General features: G+C 67.0%; 10 protein-coding genes. All 10 read left to right on the forward strand.

From position 1 onward, the window contains the following. The first annotated feature begins 45 nt into the window (after nucleotides 1-45). The 10 genes from ubiE to addA all read left to right on the forward strand — a co-directional run bounded on the left by ubiE (nucleotide 46) and on the right by addA (nucleotide 16,761). Nucleotides 46-807: a bifunctional demethylmenaquinone methyltransferase/2-methoxy-6-polyprenyl-1,4-benzoquinol methylase UbiE gene (ubiE, locus tag AB7Z56_RS00410; protein WP_014490941.1), complete on the forward strand. Its 762-nt coding sequence runs from the start codon at nucleotides 46-48 to the stop codon at nucleotides 805-807. After that, on the forward strand, nucleotides 804-2,378 hold the full coding sequence (ubiB, locus tag AB7Z56_RS00415) for a 2-polyprenylphenol 6-hydroxylase (RefSeq protein ID WP_063980157.1): 1,575 nt from the start codon (nucleotides 804-806) through the stop codon (nucleotides 2,376-2,378). Before ubiE ends, ubiB begins: the two co-directional genes overlap by 4 nt. Before the next feature lie 57 nt (nucleotides 2,379-2,435). Next, nucleotides 2,436-3,887: a bifunctional phosphopantothenoylcysteine decarboxylase/phosphopantothenate--cysteine ligase CoaBC gene (coaBC, locus tag AB7Z56_RS00420; protein WP_063980158.1), complete on the forward strand. Its 1,452-nt coding sequence runs from the start codon at nucleotides 2,436-2,438 to the stop codon at nucleotides 3,885-3,887. Next, nucleotides 3,884-4,342, forward strand: coding sequence for a dUTP diphosphatase (dut, locus tag AB7Z56_RS00425; protein WP_063980159.1), 459 nt, complete (start codon nucleotides 3,884-3,886; stop codon nucleotides 4,340-4,342). Before coaBC ends, dut begins: the two co-directional genes overlap by 4 nt. Nucleotides 4,343-4,532: 190 nt before the next feature. Beyond that, nucleotides 4,533-7,037 carry a sensor histidine kinase gene (locus AB7Z56_RS00430; protein ID WP_063980160.1) on the forward strand — a complete coding sequence of 835 codons (2,505 nt, stop codon included), beginning with the start codon at nucleotides 4,533-4,535 and terminating at the stop codon, nucleotides 7,035-7,037. Further along, nucleotides 7,034-8,602 carry a tRNA (adenosine(37)-N6)-threonylcarbamoyltransferase complex ATPase subunit type 1 TsaE gene (gene tsaE / locus AB7Z56_RS00435; RefSeq protein WP_063980161.1) on the forward strand — a complete coding sequence of 523 codons (1,569 nt, stop codon included), beginning with the start codon at nucleotides 7,034-7,036 and terminating at the stop codon, nucleotides 8,600-8,602. Before AB7Z56_RS00430 ends, tsaE begins: the two co-directional genes overlap by 4 nt. Before the next feature lie 89 nt (nucleotides 8,603-8,691). Continuing rightward, nucleotides 8,692-9,009, forward strand: coding sequence for a PilZ domain-containing protein (locus AB7Z56_RS00440; RefSeq protein WP_014490931.1), 318 nt, complete (start codon nucleotides 8,692-8,694; stop codon nucleotides 9,007-9,009). A 147-nt stretch (nucleotides 9,010-9,156) separates the two neighbouring features. Then, the gene (locus AB7Z56_RS00445; protein WP_063980162.1) at nucleotides 9,157-9,879 is read left to right on the forward strand and encodes a nucleotidyltransferase family protein; all 723 of its coding nucleotides are present in this window, start codon (nucleotides 9,157-9,159) and stop codon (nucleotides 9,877-9,879) included. A 232-nt stretch (nucleotides 9,880-10,111) separates the two neighbouring features. Beyond that, a complete protein-coding gene (gene addB, locus AB7Z56_RS00450; RefSeq protein ID WP_063980163.1) occupies nucleotides 10,112-13,258 on the forward strand; it encodes a double-strand break repair protein AddB in 3,147 nt (1,048 codons plus the stop codon). Further along, nucleotides 13,252-16,761 carry a double-strand break repair helicase AddA gene (addA, locus tag AB7Z56_RS00455; protein WP_231143735.1) on the forward strand — a complete coding sequence of 1,170 codons (3,510 nt, stop codon included), beginning with the start codon at nucleotides 13,252-13,254 and terminating at the stop codon, nucleotides 16,759-16,761. Before addB ends, addA begins: the two co-directional genes overlap by 7 nt. The last annotated feature ends 29 nt before the right edge of the window (nucleotides 16,762-16,790 follow it).

Genomic DNA, 16,790 nt, shown 5'->3' on the forward strand with positions numbered 1-16,790 from the left:
GCCATTGCGGCGGCCGCGCTATGGTCCGCCCAGTGGAGTAGAGTAATGGATCGGCCGGGCGAAACCACGCATTTTGGCTTCAGGGACGTTCCCCTGGGGGACAAGCAGACGCTGGTGAACGATGTGTTTCACAGCGTGGCGTCGCGCTATGACTTGATGAACGACCTGATGTCCGGTGGCCTGCACCGGGTCTGGAAGGACATCATGATCAACGCGCTCAACCCGCCGAGGGGTGACCGGCCGTTCGCGCTGCTCGATGTTGCCGGCGGCACCGGCGACATCTCGTTCCGCGCTGCCAAGGCGGCAGGTCCCGGCTTCCATGCCACGGTCTGCGACATCAACGCCGAGATGCTGGCCGTGGGCCGCGAGCGCGCCGCGAAGCGGCATCTCGAGACCCAGGTCGATTTCGTCGAGGGCAATGCCGAAGCGCTCGCCTTCGCCGACCGCAGCTTTGACGCATATACGATCGCTTTCGGCATTCGCAATGTGCCGCGGATCGACCTGGCGCTGCGCGAGGCCTATCGCGTGCTGAAGCCCGGCAGCCGCTTCCTGTGCCTGGAATTCTCCACCGTCGAGATGCCCGGGCTCGACCGGATCTATGACCTGTTCTCGTTCAAGGTGATCCCGCCGCTCGGCCGCATGGTCACGGGCGACGCCGAGTCCTACCAGTATCTCGTCGAATCGATCCGCAAGTTTCCGAAACCCAACGCCTTCGCCGACATGATCCGCGACGCCGGCTTCGCCCGCGTCGGCTGGCAGACATTGTCCGGCGGCATCGTCGCACTGCATTCGGGCTGGCGTTTGTGATTTCTTCCATTACCCACATTTCGCGCCTGATCCGCGCCGCGTTCGTGTTTGCGCGCGAGGGCGTGTTCGGTTCCGTCGATCCGACCCTGGTGCCGCCGCCAGGGCAACTCGCGCTGAAGCTTGCGCGCCTCGTCGAACGGCGCGGTCCAAAGCACGGACCACGGCTGACGCGCGCGCTGACCCGGATGGGCCCAGCCTATCTCAAGCTCGGGCAGTTTCTGGCCACGCGTCCCGACGTCGTCGGCGTCGTCATGGCGCGTGATCTGGAAAGCCTCCAGGATCGCTTGCCGCCGTTTTCGCAAGCCGAAGCGGAAGCCGCGATCGCGAGCTCGCTGGAGCGTGCGCTCAAGGACGTGTTCACGAGCCTCGGCCCGCCGGTCGCCGCCGCCTCGATCGCGCAGGTGCATCGCGGCGAGGTGTCGCGCGACGGTGTCCGCAAGCCTGTCGCGGTGAAGGTGCTGCGGCCGAACGTGGCCTCGCGATTCCGCCGCGACCTCTCCGATTTCTTCTACGTCGCGCACAAGGCCGAGACCTATTCGAGCGAGGCGCGGCGTTTGCGCCTGATCGAAGTCATCAACACCATGTCGCGCTCGGTCGCGATGGAGATGGACCTGCGGCTGGAAGCGGCTGCAATGTCGGAGATGGCGGAGAACACGGGCGACGATCCTGATTTTCGCGTGCCAACCGTCGATTGGGACCGCACCACGCACAACGTGCTGACGATGGAGTGGATCGACGGCATCGCGCTGAACGATCACAAGCGCCTTGCAGAGGCGCAGGTCGACCTGCCCGATCTCGGCCGCAAGGTGATCCAGAGTTTTCTGCGCCACGCGCTCCGCGACGGCTTCTTCCACGCCGACATGCATCCGGGCAATCTGTTCCTCGATGACGCCGGCCGTCTGGTCGCGGTCGATTTCGGCATCATGGGCCGGCTCGGGATGAAGGAGCGGCGCTTCCTCGCCGAGATCCTGCTCGGCTTCATCACGCGCGATTATCGCCGCGTCGCCGAGGTGCATTTCGAGGCGGGCTATGTGCCGGCGCATCACTCGGTCGAGAATTTCGCGCAAGCGATCCGCGCCATCGGTGAGCCCATTCACAACCGCACGGCGGAAGAGATCTCGATGGCGCGGCTGCTGACGCTGCTGCTCGAGGTAACCGGCCTGTTCGACATGACGACGCGGCCCGAGCTGATCCTGCTGCAGAAGACCATGGTGGTGGTCGAGGGCGTGGCGCGCGCCTTCGATCCCAAGCTCGACATCTGGAAGGTCGCCGACCCCGTGGTGCGCGAATGGATCGAGCGCAATCTCGGCCCGATCGGCCGCGTGCAGGGCGCGCTCTCCGGCGGCAGCGACCTCGCCCGCGTGCTGATGCGCCTGCCCGACATCGCGCAGCGCTCGGTCGCGGTGCTCGAGCAGCTCGAGACCATGACGCGGGAAGGCATCCGGCTGTCGCCGGAGAGCATCGCCGCGATGGGCCGCAGCGAAGGCCGCAAGAATCGCTGGCGCACCGTGGCGCTCTGGATCATCGCCGCCACCTTCATCGGAATCCTGATCGCCGTTCGGAATCTGTGATTGCACTGCAATCACGAAAACGATAGCATCGCTATCATTCCGTGCTGGAGGGGCGTCATGGCAAGCCTGACCATCCGCAAGCTCGACGAGGGCGTCAAAACCTATTTGCGCCTGCGCTCGGCCAGGAACCGCAGGTCGGTCGAGGAAGAGGTCCGGGTCATCCTCGGGGAGCTGATCGAGGGCCGCGAGGAGCCGCTGACGCCGTTTGCGCTGCCGCCGGCCCAATCTACCGCCCCCACGCCGCAACGGACCGGCGCCCTTCCCGAGGCCAGCGTCACCCTGATCATCGGCGGTGGCATCGCGGCCTATAAGTCGCTCGACCTGATCCGCCGGCTCAAGGAGCGCCGGATCGAGGTCCGTTGCGTCCTGACCAAGGCGGCTCAGCAATTCGTCACGCCGCTGGCCGTGAGCGCGCTGTCGCATGAACGCGTCTACACCGACCTGTTCGACCCGCAGAGCGAGTTCGACGCCGGGCACATTCGCCTGGCGCGCGAGTGCGACCTGATCGTCGTCGCGCCCGCGACCGCCGATCTCCTGGCGAAGATGGCCAATGGCCACGCCGATGATCTCGCCAGCGCCATCCTGCTCGCAACCAACCGCAAGGTGCTGCTGGCGCCGGCGATGAATCCGCTGATGTGGAACAATGCCGCGACCCGCCGCAACGTCACGCAGCTTCAGCGTGACGGCATGGTGCTGATCGGCCCGAATTCAGGCGAGATGGCCGAGGCGGGCGAAGCCGGAATCGGCCGCATGTCCGAGGCGATCGAGATCGCCACCGCCGCCGAGCGCCTGCTGCGGCCGCCGGTGCCGCGCCCGCTCGCCGGCAAGCGCGTGCTGATCACCGCAGGTCCCACCCACGAGCCGATCGACCCGGTGCGCTACATCGCCAACCGCTCCTCCGGCAAGCAGGGCTTTGCCATCGCCGCCGCCGCGCAAGCTGCGGGTGCCGAGGTGATTTTGGTCAGCGGCCCGGTCGATCTCGGCGATCCCCCGGGCGTGACGGTGAAGCGCGTGGAATCGGCGCGGCAGATGCTGGAGCAGGTGCAGGCGGCGCTTCCCGCCGACATCGCGATCTTCGCGGCCGCGGTCGCGGACTGGCGGGTTGCCAGTGAGGGCGAGCAGAAGCTGAAGAAGACCTCGGCCGGCATGCCGCCGCTTCAGCTGGTCGAGAATCCCGACATCCTCGCCACGATCTCGAAGCTGACCGACCGGCGCCCGCCGCTGGTGATCGGCTTTGCCGCCGAGACCGAGCACCTCATCGACAACGCCAAGTCCAAGCTGGCCCGCAAGGGCTGCGACTGGATCGTCGCCAACGACGTCTCGCCGGCCACCGGCGTGATGGGCGGCGACCGCAACACCGTGCATCTGATCAGTCGCAAGAATGGTGAGGAGGACGGCGAGATCGCAGTTGATTCCTGGCCGGTGATGACCAAGGAACAGGTCGCCATCGAGCTGGTCGCGCATGTCGTCAAGAGCGTGACCGACAAATCCCGGGAGCCGGCATCTTGAGCACGAAAGTCACGGTCGAACTGCAGCAACTGGCCCACGCCGAAGGCCTTCCGCTGCCGGCCTATCAGACCTCCGAAGCCGCCGGCCTCGACCTGATGGCCGCAGTTCCCGACAGCGAGCCGATGACGCTCGCCCCCGGCCAATATGCGCTGGTGCCGACGGGCCTCGCGATCGCGCTGCCGCCCGGCCACGAGGCGCAGGTGCGGCCGCGCTCGGGCCTTGCGGCCAAGCACGGCGTCACCGTGTTGAACTCGCCCGGCACGATCGATGCGGACTATCGCGGCGAGATCAAGGTGATCCTGATCAACCACGGCGCGGCGCCCTTCGTGGTCAAGCGCGGCGAGCGCATCGCGCAGATGGTGATCGCGCCGGTGGTGCAGGCAGCGCTGGTTCCCGTGGCGACATTGTCCGCGACCAATCGCGGCGCCGGCGGCTTCGGCTCGACCGGCCGCTAACACACGGCAACTCCAGCCGAATCATCCCGAAGAACGACGTGGATTGGAACCGCGCGCCCGGCATTTTTGTGGGACCGCCTTTGCGTTCACGATCTGGACTCTTACCGCTGGAGTCACGGTGGGGGTATTGTCGTTTGATTCGCGCGCGACGGGGGTCGCCGCGCGCAAATTCGTGCGATCTGGGGCAACTATGTCAGGCGTGATCGTGTCGATGCGTCGGACGCTGCTGTCGTGCACATCGTTGGCGCGCAACGGCTTGTTGGGAGGCGCTCTCGCGGCGCTGCTGCCGGCTGCGCCGGCTGAGGCTGCCGACCTCGTCGACACACTTTCCATAATGCTGGACTTCAACCGGCAGGAACTCGCGGTGCTGGCCACCGCGCTCGCGCTGCTCGGCTTCTCGGTCGTGGCCGCGATCCTGTTGATGCGCACGCGCGTGCGCACGGCGAACAACGAGGCGCGGCTGCGCGCGCGGATCGGGGAACTGCAACTCCAGTCCGATCGCTTCGGCGCGTTGCTGTTCGCCGAGCCGCAGATCCTGATCTCCTGGCCGGCCGGCGACAATCGCGCGCAGATTTCCGGCGACATCTCCATGGTGCTGCCGCGCGATTCCTCCCCCCAGCGCGTCCTCGCGTTCGGAACATGGCTGCCGCCGGAGCCCGCGCTCCAAATGGATCACGCGGTCGATGCGCTGCGTGATCGCGGCGACGGGTTCCAGCTGACGCTGACCACCGCGCACGGCCACACGCTGGAGGCCATCGGCCGTGCCATCGGCGGCCAGGCCATTGTCAGGATTCGCGAACTCTCCGGACTCCGGCGCGATCTGGCCGAGACCAATTTGCGTTACAAGGCCCTCGCCGACGAGACCGAGATGCTGCGCGGCTTTGCCGCCGCCGCGCCCTGGCCGATCTGGGCCAAGGCCGAGAACGGCGCGCTGAGCTACGCCAATCCGGCCTATGTGCGCGCGACCGAGGCAAGCAGCGTCACCGACGCCCAGCAGCGCAAGCTCGAGCTGCTCGACAGTGCCGACCGGACCGCGATGGAGCGGGGCCTGAAGGACGCGGCCAGTTTCACCTCGCGGCTGCCGATCGTGATCGGCGGTGAGCGGCGCATCTACGACGTCCGCGCGGTCAATGTCGGCAGCGGCAATGTCGGCGTCGCCATCGATGCCAGCGAGGCGGATGCGCTGAGCTCGGCGCTGGTGCGGATGGCGGAGGCGCATCGGCGCACGCTCGACCAGCTCTCCTCGGGCGTTGCCGTGTTCGACGGCCAGCGCCGGCTCGCCTTCTACAACGATTCCTACCGCCGGCTGTGGGACCTCGACCGCATCTTCCTCGACGCCAATCCCGACGATTCCAGCGTGCTCGACCAGCTCCGCGCAGCGCGCAAGCTGCCGGAGCAGCCGGACTTCCGCGCCTGGAAGGCCAAGCTGCACGAGGCCTATCGCGCGGTCGAGGCCGCCAAGGACACCTGGTACCTGCCCGATGGCCGCGCGCTCTCCGTCGTCACCACCCCGAATCCGGAAGGCGGCGTCACCTATCTGTTCGACGACGTCACCGAAAGCCTCGAGCTCGCCCGCCGCTTCGACGGCATGATTCGCGTCCAGCGCGAGACGCTGGACAGCCTCGCCGAGGGCGTCGCGGTGTTCGGCAGCAACGGCAGGGCGCAGCTGTTCAACCCGGCCTTCGTCCGGATGTGGAAGCTGTCGAGCGACGCCATGCGCGACGAGCCGCACATCCAGACGGTCGAAGGCTGGTGCCATCAGCTGTTCGACGACCCGCAAGTCTGGCGCCAGATCCGCGAGGCCGTCACCTCGATCGAGAGCCGCGCCGACGTGCCGCTGAAGCTGGAGCGCAAGGACGGCAGCGTGCTCGACGGCATGATCCGTCCGCTGCATGACGGCGCGACCATGCTGACGTTCCAGGACATCACCGACACCGAGAATGTCGAGCGTGCGCTGCGCGAGCGCAACGAGGCGCTGGAGGCCGCCGACCAGATGAAGGTGGATTTCGTCCACCACGTCTCCTACGAGCTGCGCTCGCCGCTCACCACCATCATCGGCTTCGCGCATTTCCTCAGCGATCCCTCGACCGGGCCGCTGACGCCGAAACAGGCCGAATATCTCGACTACGTCACCAAATCGACCAACGCCCTGCTGGCGCTGACCAACAACATCCTGGATCTCGCCACGATCGACGCCGGCGCCATGAAGCTGGAACTCGGCCCGGTCGACGTCAGCAAGGCCATCGAGCTCGCCGCCGAGGGCATCCAGGACCGCCTCGCCACCGACCGCATCCGTCTCAAGGTCGAGATCGCGCCCGATATCGGCAGCTTCGTCGGCGACGAGAAGCGCGTGGTGCAGGTGCTCTATAACCTCCTCGCCAACGCCGTCGGGTTTTCTCCACAGGATTCCACCGTCGGCATCAGCGCACGCCGCACCGAACGCAGCGTGGTCTTCACTGTGACAGATTCCGGGCCTGGAATACCTGCCGACATGAAGGACAAGGTGTTCAACTGGTTCGAAAGCCGCTCGCAGGGGTCGCGTCACCGCGGCGCCGGGCTCGGCCTGTCGCTGGTGCGCTCCTTCGTCGAGCTGCATGGCGGCAAGGTGCGGGTGGATTCGATCGTGGGCAGGGGCACGGTCGTGATCTGCGACTTCCCGACCGACCAGGCGGCGCATCGCGACGCCGCCGAATGACTGAACCGACCACATTCTCCGTCGCGCTTGTCAACGAGACGGCCACTGCGCAATTGATGGCCGACCTTGCGCTGCTGGTCGGCCCCGGCGACGTCATCACCCTCACCGGCGATCTCGGCGCCGGCAAGACTGCGGCTGCGCGAGCCATGATCCGCTATCTCGCCGGCGACGAGACGCTGGAAGTTCCGAGCCCAACCTTCACGCTGGTGCAGGGTTACGAGCTGCCGCCGTTTCCGGTGATGCATGCCGATCTCTACCGCGTCGAGGACGAGAGCGAGCTCGAGGAGATCGGCCTGTCGCCGCTTCCCGATGCCACGCTCGTCCTGATCGAATGGCCGGAGCGCGCACCGTCGGCGATGCCGCAAGACCGCATCGACATCGCGCTGACGCACCGGCCGGCGCTGGGCTCGAATGCGCGCGCCGCCGACATCACCGGTTACGGCAAGGCCGCCGCGCAAGTCGCGCGGCTGAAGGCGCTACGGGAATTCCTCGAGGCATCCGGCTACATGGATGCAACGCGCAAGCACATGGCCGGCGATGCCTCGACCCGCTCCTATGCGCGGCTGCAGCGTAACGACGAGATCGTCATCCTCATGAACTTTCCGCAGCGGCCCGACGGCGCTGCGATGTACAACGGAAAATCCTACAGCGCGGCAGTGCATCTTGCCGAGAACATCAAGCCGTTCGTTGCCGTCGACGAAGGCCTGCGCGTGGCGGGAGTCTCAGCGCCCGCGATCCACCATTACGATCTCGACCACGGCTTCCTGATCTCCGAGGATTTCGGCAGCGACGGCGTGATCGAAGGCGATCCGCCGCGCCCGATCGCCGAACGTTACGAAGCTGCGACCGACGTGCTGGCCGTGCTGCACGGCAAGACATTGCCGGAGACGCTGCGGCTGGCGGATCAGACCTACACCATTCCTGCCTTCGACACCGAGGCGCTGCTGATCGAGATCGGGTTGATGCCGGAATGGTATCTGCCCGATCGCAACGCGCCACTGAGCGACGAGAAGCGCGCGGAATTCTTCGCGATGTGGCGCGAGCTGCTGAAGAAGCCGCTGGCCGCGCCAAGAACCTGGATCATCCGCGACTACCACTCGCCCAATCTGATCTGGCTCGCCGATCGTACTGGCATGGCGCGCGTCGGCGTGATCGACTTCCAAGACACCGTGCTCGGGCCGCACTCCTATGACGTAGTGTCGCTGCTGCAGGACGCGCGTATCGACGTCCCTGAGACCCTCGAGCTGACACTGCTGTCGCGCTACATCAAGGCGCGGCGCACGGCCGATGCGAGCTTCGATCCGGCCGGCTTCGCCGAACTCTACGCCATCATGTCGGCGCAGCGGAACACGCGCCTGCTCGGCACCTTCGCCCGCCTCAACCGCCGCGACGGTAAGCCGCATTATCTTCGCCACCAGCCGCGGATCTGGACCTACCTCCAGCGCTCGCTGGCACATCCCGCGCTGGCTCGCCTGCGCGACTGGTATCTCGCCAACGTCCCGCCGCCCCGGGGGGCGTCCCAAGAGCCGTCCGAAGAGCAGCCTCAAGAGCAGCCCCAAGCCTGATTCGCGGCCCGATTTACCGCCTGTTAGCCATCGCATCGGTATCATCGCCCGCAGGCAGCCGGACAAAGACGGGGCTGGAGCAAGGGCAGATGGCGGTCAAGACGGACCATCGTGGCAACAGCCGGGTTGTTTTCGAGCGCGGGATACCGGCCCAGATGATGGGGATCGACGGCACCTGGCGGCGCGAGTGCACCATGGAGGACGTCTCCGAGAGCGGCGCCAAGCTGACCATCGACGGCTCGGTCGAGGGCCTGCATCTGAAGGAATTTTTTCTCCTGCTGTCGTCTACCGGACTTGCGTACCGGCGCTGTGAGCTGGCGTGGGTCAATGGCGACCAGATCGGCGTCAATTTTCTCAAGCTCGGCGACAAGAAGAAGAAGGCGCGTTCCACATCCGTTGGGGCGTGACGGCCACACCCGTCGTACAACCGTCACGGCAGGTGGTTAAGGCGGTTAAGACGCGGTGCGGCCAATTGCGGTCCGTGTTAGGATTGCTGCGTACGCGAACTTCAAAAGTTCTCGATTCCGGGAAAGACGAGTCTGAGAAAGCGCACGATGTCCGTCAAACCGACCAAAGCCATGGTGCTCGCTGCGGGGTTCGGGCTGCGCATGCGTCCGTTGACGGAGAAGATGCCGAAGCCGCTCGTGCCGGTGGCCGGCCAGCCGCTGCTGGACCATGTGCTCGACAAGCTCGGCGACGCCGGCGTGACCGAGGCGATCGTCAATGTGCACTATCTGCCGGACCAGATCATCAACCACACCGCATCCCGCCAGCATCCGCGCGTGACCATCTCGGACGAGCGCGACCAGGTGCTCGGCACCGGCGGTGGCGTGGTCAAGGCGCTGCCGCTGCTCGGCGACGCGCCGTTCTTCCATGTCAATTCCGACACGCTGTGGATCGACGGCGTGCGCTCGAACCTGGCGCGGCTTGCGGAAAACTTCGACCCTGAGCGCATGGACATCCTGCTCTTGATGGCGCCGACCGCGACCAGCATCGGCTATAGCGGCCGTGGCGATTACGGCATGCTGCCCGACGGCGCCCTGCGCAAGCGCAAGGAAAAAGAGGTCGTTCCGTTCGTCTATGCCGGCGCGGCGATCCTGTCGCCCTCGATCTTCGCCGACGCGCCGACGGGCGAGTTCTCGCTGACCAAGATGTTCGACCGCGCCAACGAGCAGGAACGGCTGTTCGGCCTCCGCCTCGACGGCGTCTGGATGCATGTCGGCACGCCCGATGCCGTGCATGCGGCGGAAGAGGCGTTTCTGGAGAGCGTGGCGTAAGCTGCTCTCGTGTCCCGGACGCGAGTACCGTAGGGTGGGCAAAGCGAAGCGTGCCCACCATCTCTCTGCTTAGAGATCGGGGATACATGGTGGGCACGGCGCGAGTGCGCCTTTGCCCACCCTACGACACCTGATCCTAGTCAGGCGAACAGCGGGGACTATCTCCCCTCCACCCATATCCATTTGAATCCGCCTCCCTATATTGGCGCCTGATTCCCGAATCAGGCAGCCCATGCGCGTTTTCAGCGTTCCCATCTCAGTTCCGTTCCTGCGCACGGTCGTCTCGAGCCTGCTCGACGGCCGGCTGGTCGACGGATTCGAGGCGCGCAAGGAACCGGCGCGGCTTGCGGATGCCACGCTGTACCTGCCGACAAGGCGCGCCATGCGCGTCGTGCGCGAGATCTTTCTCGACGAGATGGCCGCCGATGCGGTGGTCCTGCCCCGCATCGTCGCGCTCGGCGACATCGACGAGGACGAGCTCGCTTTCGCCGACGAGGGCGAGCAGTTCTCCGGCGCAGCGCCGCTCGACATTCCGCCGCGGCTTGGCGAGCTGGAACGGCGGCTGACGCTGGCGCAGCTCGTCGCCGCCTGGGCCAAGGGCCCGGTGCTGTCCCCGCTGGTGGTCGGCGGCCCCGCCTCGACGCTGGCGCTGGCCGGCGACCTCGCGCGCCTGATCGACGACATGGTGACGCGCGGCGTCGACTGGAGCGCGCTCGACGGCCTCGTGCCCGACATGCTCGACCGCTACTGGCAGCACTCGCTCGAATTTTTGCGGATCGCGCGCATCGCGTGGCCCGGCCATCTCGCCGAGATCAACCGGATCGAGCCCGCGGCGCGGCGCGACCTCCTGATCGCGGCGGAAGCCAGGCGGTTGACCGCGCATCCCCATGGCCCCGTGATCGCGGCGGGCTCGACCGGCTCGATGCCGGCCACCGCAAAATTCCTGCATGCGGTCGCATCGCTGCCGCATGGTGCCGTGGTGCTGCCCGGCCTCGACACCGACCTCGACGACGACGCCTGGCGCAGCATCGGCGGCGTGCGCGATTCGCTCGGCAAGTTCGCCGAGCATCCGGCGTCGAACCATCCGCAATATGCTATGCACGCGCTGCTGGATCGCTTCGGCATCAAGCGCGGCGATGTCGAGCTGCTTCAACCGGCAGCGGACGGCGGCCGCGATCTGCTCGCCTCCGAATCGATGCGGCCATCTGCCAAGACGGAAGTCTGGCACGACCGGCTGAAGCAACCGGATGTCGCAGCGAAGATCGCCGGCGGCATGTCAAACCTCGCGGTGGTCGAGGCGCCCAATCCCGAAATGGAGGCCCTCGCGATCGCCATTGCGATGCGCGAGGCGCGCCATCTCGACAAATCAGCGGCGCTGGTGACGCCGGACCGCGCGCTGGCGCGGCGGGTGATGGCCGCGCTGACGCGATGGGATCTCGCCTTCGACGATTCCGGCGGCGACGTGCTGATGGAAACGTCCGCCGGCGTTTTTGCGCGCCTCGCGGCCGAGGCTGCGACCAAGGGATTGGAGCCGCCGACGCTATTGGCGATGCTGAAGCATCCGCTGTGCCGGCTTGGCCGGCTGCCTGGCGCATGGAAGGCGGCAATCGAGGGCCTCGAGCTTGCAGTCCTGCGCGGCACGCGGCCGCCTGCGGGCACCGCAGGCCTGCTGCGCGAATTCAATCGTTTCCGCGAGGAGCTGGCAAAGCTGTGGCGCAAGGAGGTCTCTGCGCTCCACCACGCGGAGCCACGTGCGCGTCTGAAGGCAGAGGACCTCGATCGCATCCAGGCGCTGATCGATGCCCTGCGACAAGCGTTGGCGCCGATCGAGAGTCTCGCGTCATCGAAACCGTACGACTTCGCCGAGCTCGCGCACCGGCATCGCGAGATCATGATCGAACTGTCGCGCGACGAGCAGGGCATCCCGCTCGCTTTCGAGGAGCGCGAGGGCCTGGCGCTCGCAGCCGCCTTCGACGACCTCCTGCGCGGCGGCACCACCAGCGGGTTGATGGTGACGCTGTCTGACTATGCCGACGTTTTCCAGACCGCGTTCAGCGACCGGGCCGTGCGGCGGCGGGACAGACCCGGCGCGCGGCTGCAGATCTACGGCCCGCTGGAATCGCGCCTGATGCAGGCCGACCGGATCATCATCGGCGGCTTGATCGAAGGCGTCTGGCCGCCGGCGCCGCGCATCGATCCCTGGCTCAGCCGGCCGATGCGGCACGAGCTTGGCCTCGATCTGCCGGAGCGCCGTATCGGCCTCTCCGCACACGATTTCGCGCAACTGCTCGGCGGCGGCGAGGTGATCCTGACCCATTCCGCGAAGGCCGGCGGCGCACCAGCGGTCGCCTCGCGCTTCCTGCACCGGTTAGAGGCGGTCGCGGGCGGCGAGTTCTGGAAGACGGCCATCCGCGCGGGCGAAAAATACGTGCAGTTTGCGGGCGCGCTGGACCAGCCCGACGAGGTCAGGCCGGTCAAGCAGCCCGAGCCGCGGCCGCCGCGCGCGACGCGGCCGCTCAAGATGTCGGTCACCGCGATCGAGGACTGGCTGCGTGATCCCTACACGATCTACGCAAAGCACATTTTGCGGCTCGACGCGCTCGACCCCGTCGACATGCCTCTGTCGGCCGCCGACCGCGGCTCGGCGATTCACGATGCGCTCGGCGAGTTCACGGAAAGCTACGCCGCGCGCCTGCCCGACGATCCCGCCCGCGTGCTGCACGCGATCGGTAAGAAGTATTTTGAGCCGCTGATGGAGCGCCCCGAAGCGCGCGCGCTGTGGTGGCCGCGTTTCCAGCGCATCGCGCGCTGGTTTGGCGAATGGGAGACGGCGCGTCGCGACGTGATCGAGGTCATCACGGCGGAGACGCGTGGCGAGATTTCGATCCGGCTCGACCACGAGCGCAGCTTCCAGCTCTCCGCCCGCGCCGACCGCATCGAGCGGCGCCAGGGCGGCAGCTATGCTATCCTCGACTACAAGACCGGGCAGCCGCCGACCGGCAAGCAGGTCCGCATGGGCCTGTCACCGCAGCTCACGCTGGAAGCGGCGATCCTGCGCGAGGGCGGCTTCCCTGACATCGACGCGGGTTCGTCCGTCAGCCAGCTCGTCTATGTGCGCCTGAGCGGCAACAATCCCCCCGGTGAAGAGCGCATCCTCGAGCTCAAATATAGGCAAGGCGACGAGCCGCAGCCGCCGGACACGGCCGCCGCCGAAGCACGGGCCAAGCTGGAGGCGCTGATCCGTGCCTTCGAGGACGAGAACCAGGCGTACACCTCGCTGAACCTGCCGATGTGGACCAACCGCTACGGCACCTATGACGACCTCGCCCGCATCAAGGAATGGTCGGCGGCCGGCGGCCTGGGGATCGAAGAATGGTAAAAGCGCTACGCCCCATCCCGAATGCTGTGCGCGACACACAGAGGCGCGCGTCGGACCCGACCGCGTCGGCCTTCGTGTCGGCCAACGCTGGCTCAGGCAAAACGCATGTGCTGGTGCAGCGCGTGATCCGGCTGCTGTTGTCAGGTGTGCCGCCGGAAAAGATCCTCTGCATCACCTTCACCAAGGCGGCGGCCGCCAACATGGCTGAACGCGTTTTCACCACGCTTGGCCATTGGGTGACGCTGGACGATGCGGAGCTTGATGCAGCGATCCGCGACGTCGGCATTCCCCATCCGGACCGAAAACTGCGCCGCGAAGCACGAAAGCTGTTCGCCTGCGCGCTGGAGACGCCGGGCGGATTGAAGGTGCAGACCATCCACGCGTTGTGCACCCGGCTGCTCCAGCAGTTTCCGTTCGAGGCCAATGTTCCCGCGCGCTTCGCCGTGATCGACGAGCGCGACCAGACCGACATGATGGAGCGCGCCAATCTGAAGGTGCTGCTGGAAGCCGCGCGCGATCCGGAGACCGTCACCGGCCGCGCGCTGCTCACCGCGATGGCGAGTGCGGCCGACGTCACTTTCAAGGAGGTCGTGCGCGAAGCCTGTCTCAGCCGCGATCATTTCATGGCCTGGACCGACGAGGCCGGCAACGCCGGGGCAGCTGCTGAGCAGATGGCGGCGGTGCTGGGCGTGGAGGCGAGCGATCGGATCGAGGACGTCGAGACGGAAATTCTCGACGGTCCCTTCCTGCCGCGGTCGCGTTGGGACGACATTGCCTTCGCGCTGGAAGACGGCAGCAAGTCCGACAACGACCAGGCGAGTCGCCTCCGCGAGGCGAAGGTCTTCTCCGGTGCCGCACAGGTCGATGCCTATCTCGGCGTCTTCCTCACCGACGAAAAGCTGCCGCGCAAGGCGGTGCTGACGAAGAAGTTTGGCGATCACAACCCATCCGTCGCCCGCCTGTTCGAGAACGAGGGGCAGCGCCTCGGCGGATTGATCGAGAAGCGCCGCGCGGTGACCATGCGTGACCGCACCGCGGCCCTGCTGCACATCGCGACCGCGGCCGCCGCAAACTACCGCCGTGAGAAGCAGGAGCGCGGGCTGCTCGACTACGACGACCTCATCGACAAGACGCTGGCGATGCTGAACCGCGTCTCTTCAGGCTGGGTGCATTACAAGCTCGACCGCGGCGTCGATCACGTCCTGATCGACGAAGCCCAGGACACGAGCCCGCGGCAGTGGGACATCGTCGCGCACATCATTTCCGAGTTCACCGCGGGCGAAGGCGCGCGCGAAGGGTTGAACCGCACCGTCTTTGCCGTCGGCGACGAGAAGCAGTCGATCTTCTCCTTTCAGGGCGCCCAACCCCGAGAATTCGACGCGCGCCGGCGCGAGCTGCGCAGCAAGTTCACCGCCGCCGGGCTGAAGTTCGATCCGGTCGCCTTCACCTATTCGTTCCGTTCGGGCGCGGCGATCCTGCACTCGGTCGACCACGTCTTCCGCGAGCCCCAGATCTACAAGAGCATCCATTCGGCAGAGATCGGCCATCCCCTGCACAATGCGCTCGCCGATGCGGGCCCGAGCGTGATCGAGCTGTGGGATCTCGCCGAGCCCGATGACAGGCAGGAGATCGAGGGCTGGCGCGCGCCGTTCGATGGCGTCGCCGCCACCAGCCCCGAGGTGAAGCTCGCCCGCCGCATCCAGACCGAGATCAAGCAACTGGTCGAGAGCGGCACGCTGACGGGACACGAAGGCGAGCGCCGCCCCTTACGTTACGGCGACATGCTGATCCTGGTGCGCCGGCGCGGCAATGCGTTCGACGCCGTGATCCAGGCGCTGAAGCACGCCAATGTTCCGGTCGCCGGCGCCGACCGGCTGAAGCTGACCGAGCACATCGCGATCATCGACCTGATGAATCTCGCGGACGCGCTGCTGCTGCCGCAGGACGATCTCGCGCTCGCGGTTGCGCTGAAGAGCCCTCTGTTCGGGCTCGATGACGACGACCTGTTTCAGCTCGCCTGGGGCCGCAAGGGGTCGCTGCGCCGCGCGCTTGCCGAACATGCCGCCACAAGCGAGACGTTCGCCACGGCACTGCGGCGGCTTGAAGCCTGCGAGGCGCGGTCGCGCGACGAGACTCCGTTCGCCTTCTACGCTTGGCTGCTCGGCGGCGACGGCGGACGTGCGCGGATCCTGCGCCGGCTCGGCCATGAGGCCAACGACGCGCTCGACGAGTTCCTGGAGCTGGCGCTGAATTACGAGCGCAAGGCACCGGCCTCCCTGCAGGGTTTCATGGCCTGGCTGCGCTCGGCCGACACCGAGGTGAAGCGCGACATGGAGATCTCGCGCGACGAGGTGCGGGTGATGACGGTGCACGGCGCCAAGGGCCTCGAAGCCTCCGTCGTGTTCATGGTCGACACGACATCATCGCCCGCGGATTCGCAGCGGGTCCGGCTGATCCACGTGCCGCGCGGCAATGGCGGCGAGGTCGTGGTCTGGGCCGGGCGCAAGGCCGACGATCCCAAGCCCGTCGCCGACGCACGCAAGGCCATGATCGAGGAGACCGAGGACGAGTATCGCCGCCTGCTCTATGTCGCGATGACGCGCGCGGCCGATCGGCTGATCGTCGGCGGCTGCATGCCCGGTAACATGAAGACGGTCCGCAAGCTGAGCTGGTATGACCTCATCGACACCGGGCTCACCGGCTCGGGCCTGGACAAGCAGACGATCGAGACGCCGCTCGGTAAGGTGACCCGATTCGCCCGGCCGGAGGATGTCGGGGCGCTCGGCACGCCTGCGATGTCGGTGGACCAATCGATCGCATTGCCGGACTGGCTGCGGACGCCGTTACCGCACGAGAGCGTCGATGACGATCCAGTGCGCCCCTCCGGCCAGTCGGCCGAGGACGGCCGAAGCGTGCGGCCAGGCGAATCGGTGCAGTCGCGCGCGGTGGCGCTGCAGCGCGGCACGCTGGTGCACCGGCTGCTGCAATCCCTCCCCGACATCGCCCCCGAGCGCCGGCGCGAGGCCGCGCTTGGCTTCATGGCGCGCAACGCGCCCGACTGGACGGAGGCCGACCGGACCGCGCTGGCCGACAAGGTTCTCGCCCTGATCGCCGAACCGCGCTTTGCCCCGGTGTTTACCGCCGGCAGCCGTGCCGAGGTCTCGATCGTCGGCCGAGTGGACCGGCCGGGGCGGCCGCCAGCGCTGGTGTCGGGGCAGATTGACCGGCTGGTCGTCCGTCCGGACGAGGTTCTGATCGTCGATTTCAAGACCAACCAGGCGGCGCCCAAAAGCGCCGCGGAGGCGCCCGCCGCCTATGTCCGGCAGCTCGCGCTGTACCGGGCGGTGCTGGCCCGGCTTTATCCCCAAAAGCCGATCCGGGCCGTCCTGCTCTGGACCGAGGCCCTTGAATATATGGAGATTTCAGCCCCCGCGCTGGACGCGGCGCTGGCATCCCTTCATGTCGGCGTGAGCGTCCTTGACCCGGCAAGGAGCCGTTCATAGGTTGACGCCATGATCCCGGGCGCGATTCC

Source organism: Bradyrhizobium sp. 482_C4_N1_8, from assembly GCF_052075965.1.
GTDB classification, from domain to species: domain Bacteria; phylum Pseudomonadota; class Alphaproteobacteria; order Rhizobiales; family Xanthobacteraceae; genus Bradyrhizobium; species Bradyrhizobium barranii.

Coding starts and splice junctions, on each gene's coding strand:
- tsaE (WP_063980161.1), top strand. CDS start 7,034: ATGACTGAACCGACCACATTCTCCGTCGCGCTTGTCAACGAGACGGCC.
- AB7Z56_RS00440 (WP_014490931.1), top strand. CDS start 8,692: ATGGCGGTCAAGACGGACCATCGTGGCAACAGCCGGGTTGTTTTCGAG.
- addA (WP_231143735.1), top strand. CDS start 13,252: ATGGTAAAAGCGCTACGCCCCATCCCGAATGCTGTGCGCGACACACAG.
- AB7Z56_RS00445 (WP_063980162.1), top strand. CDS start 9,157: ATGTCCGTCAAACCGACCAAAGCCATGGTGCTCGCTGCGGGGTTCGGG.
- coaBC (WP_063980158.1), top strand. CDS start 2,436: ATGGCAAGCCTGACCATCCGCAAGCTCGACGAGGGCGTCAAAACCTAT.
- addB (WP_063980163.1), top strand. CDS start 10,112: ATGCGCGTTTTCAGCGTTCCCATCTCAGTTCCGTTCCTGCGCACGGTC.
- ubiE (WP_014490941.1), top strand. CDS start 46: ATGGATCGGCCGGGCGAAACCACGCATTTTGGCTTCAGGGACGTTCCC.
- AB7Z56_RS00430 (WP_063980160.1), top strand. CDS start 4,533: ATGTCAGGCGTGATCGTGTCGATGCGTCGGACGCTGCTGTCGTGCACA.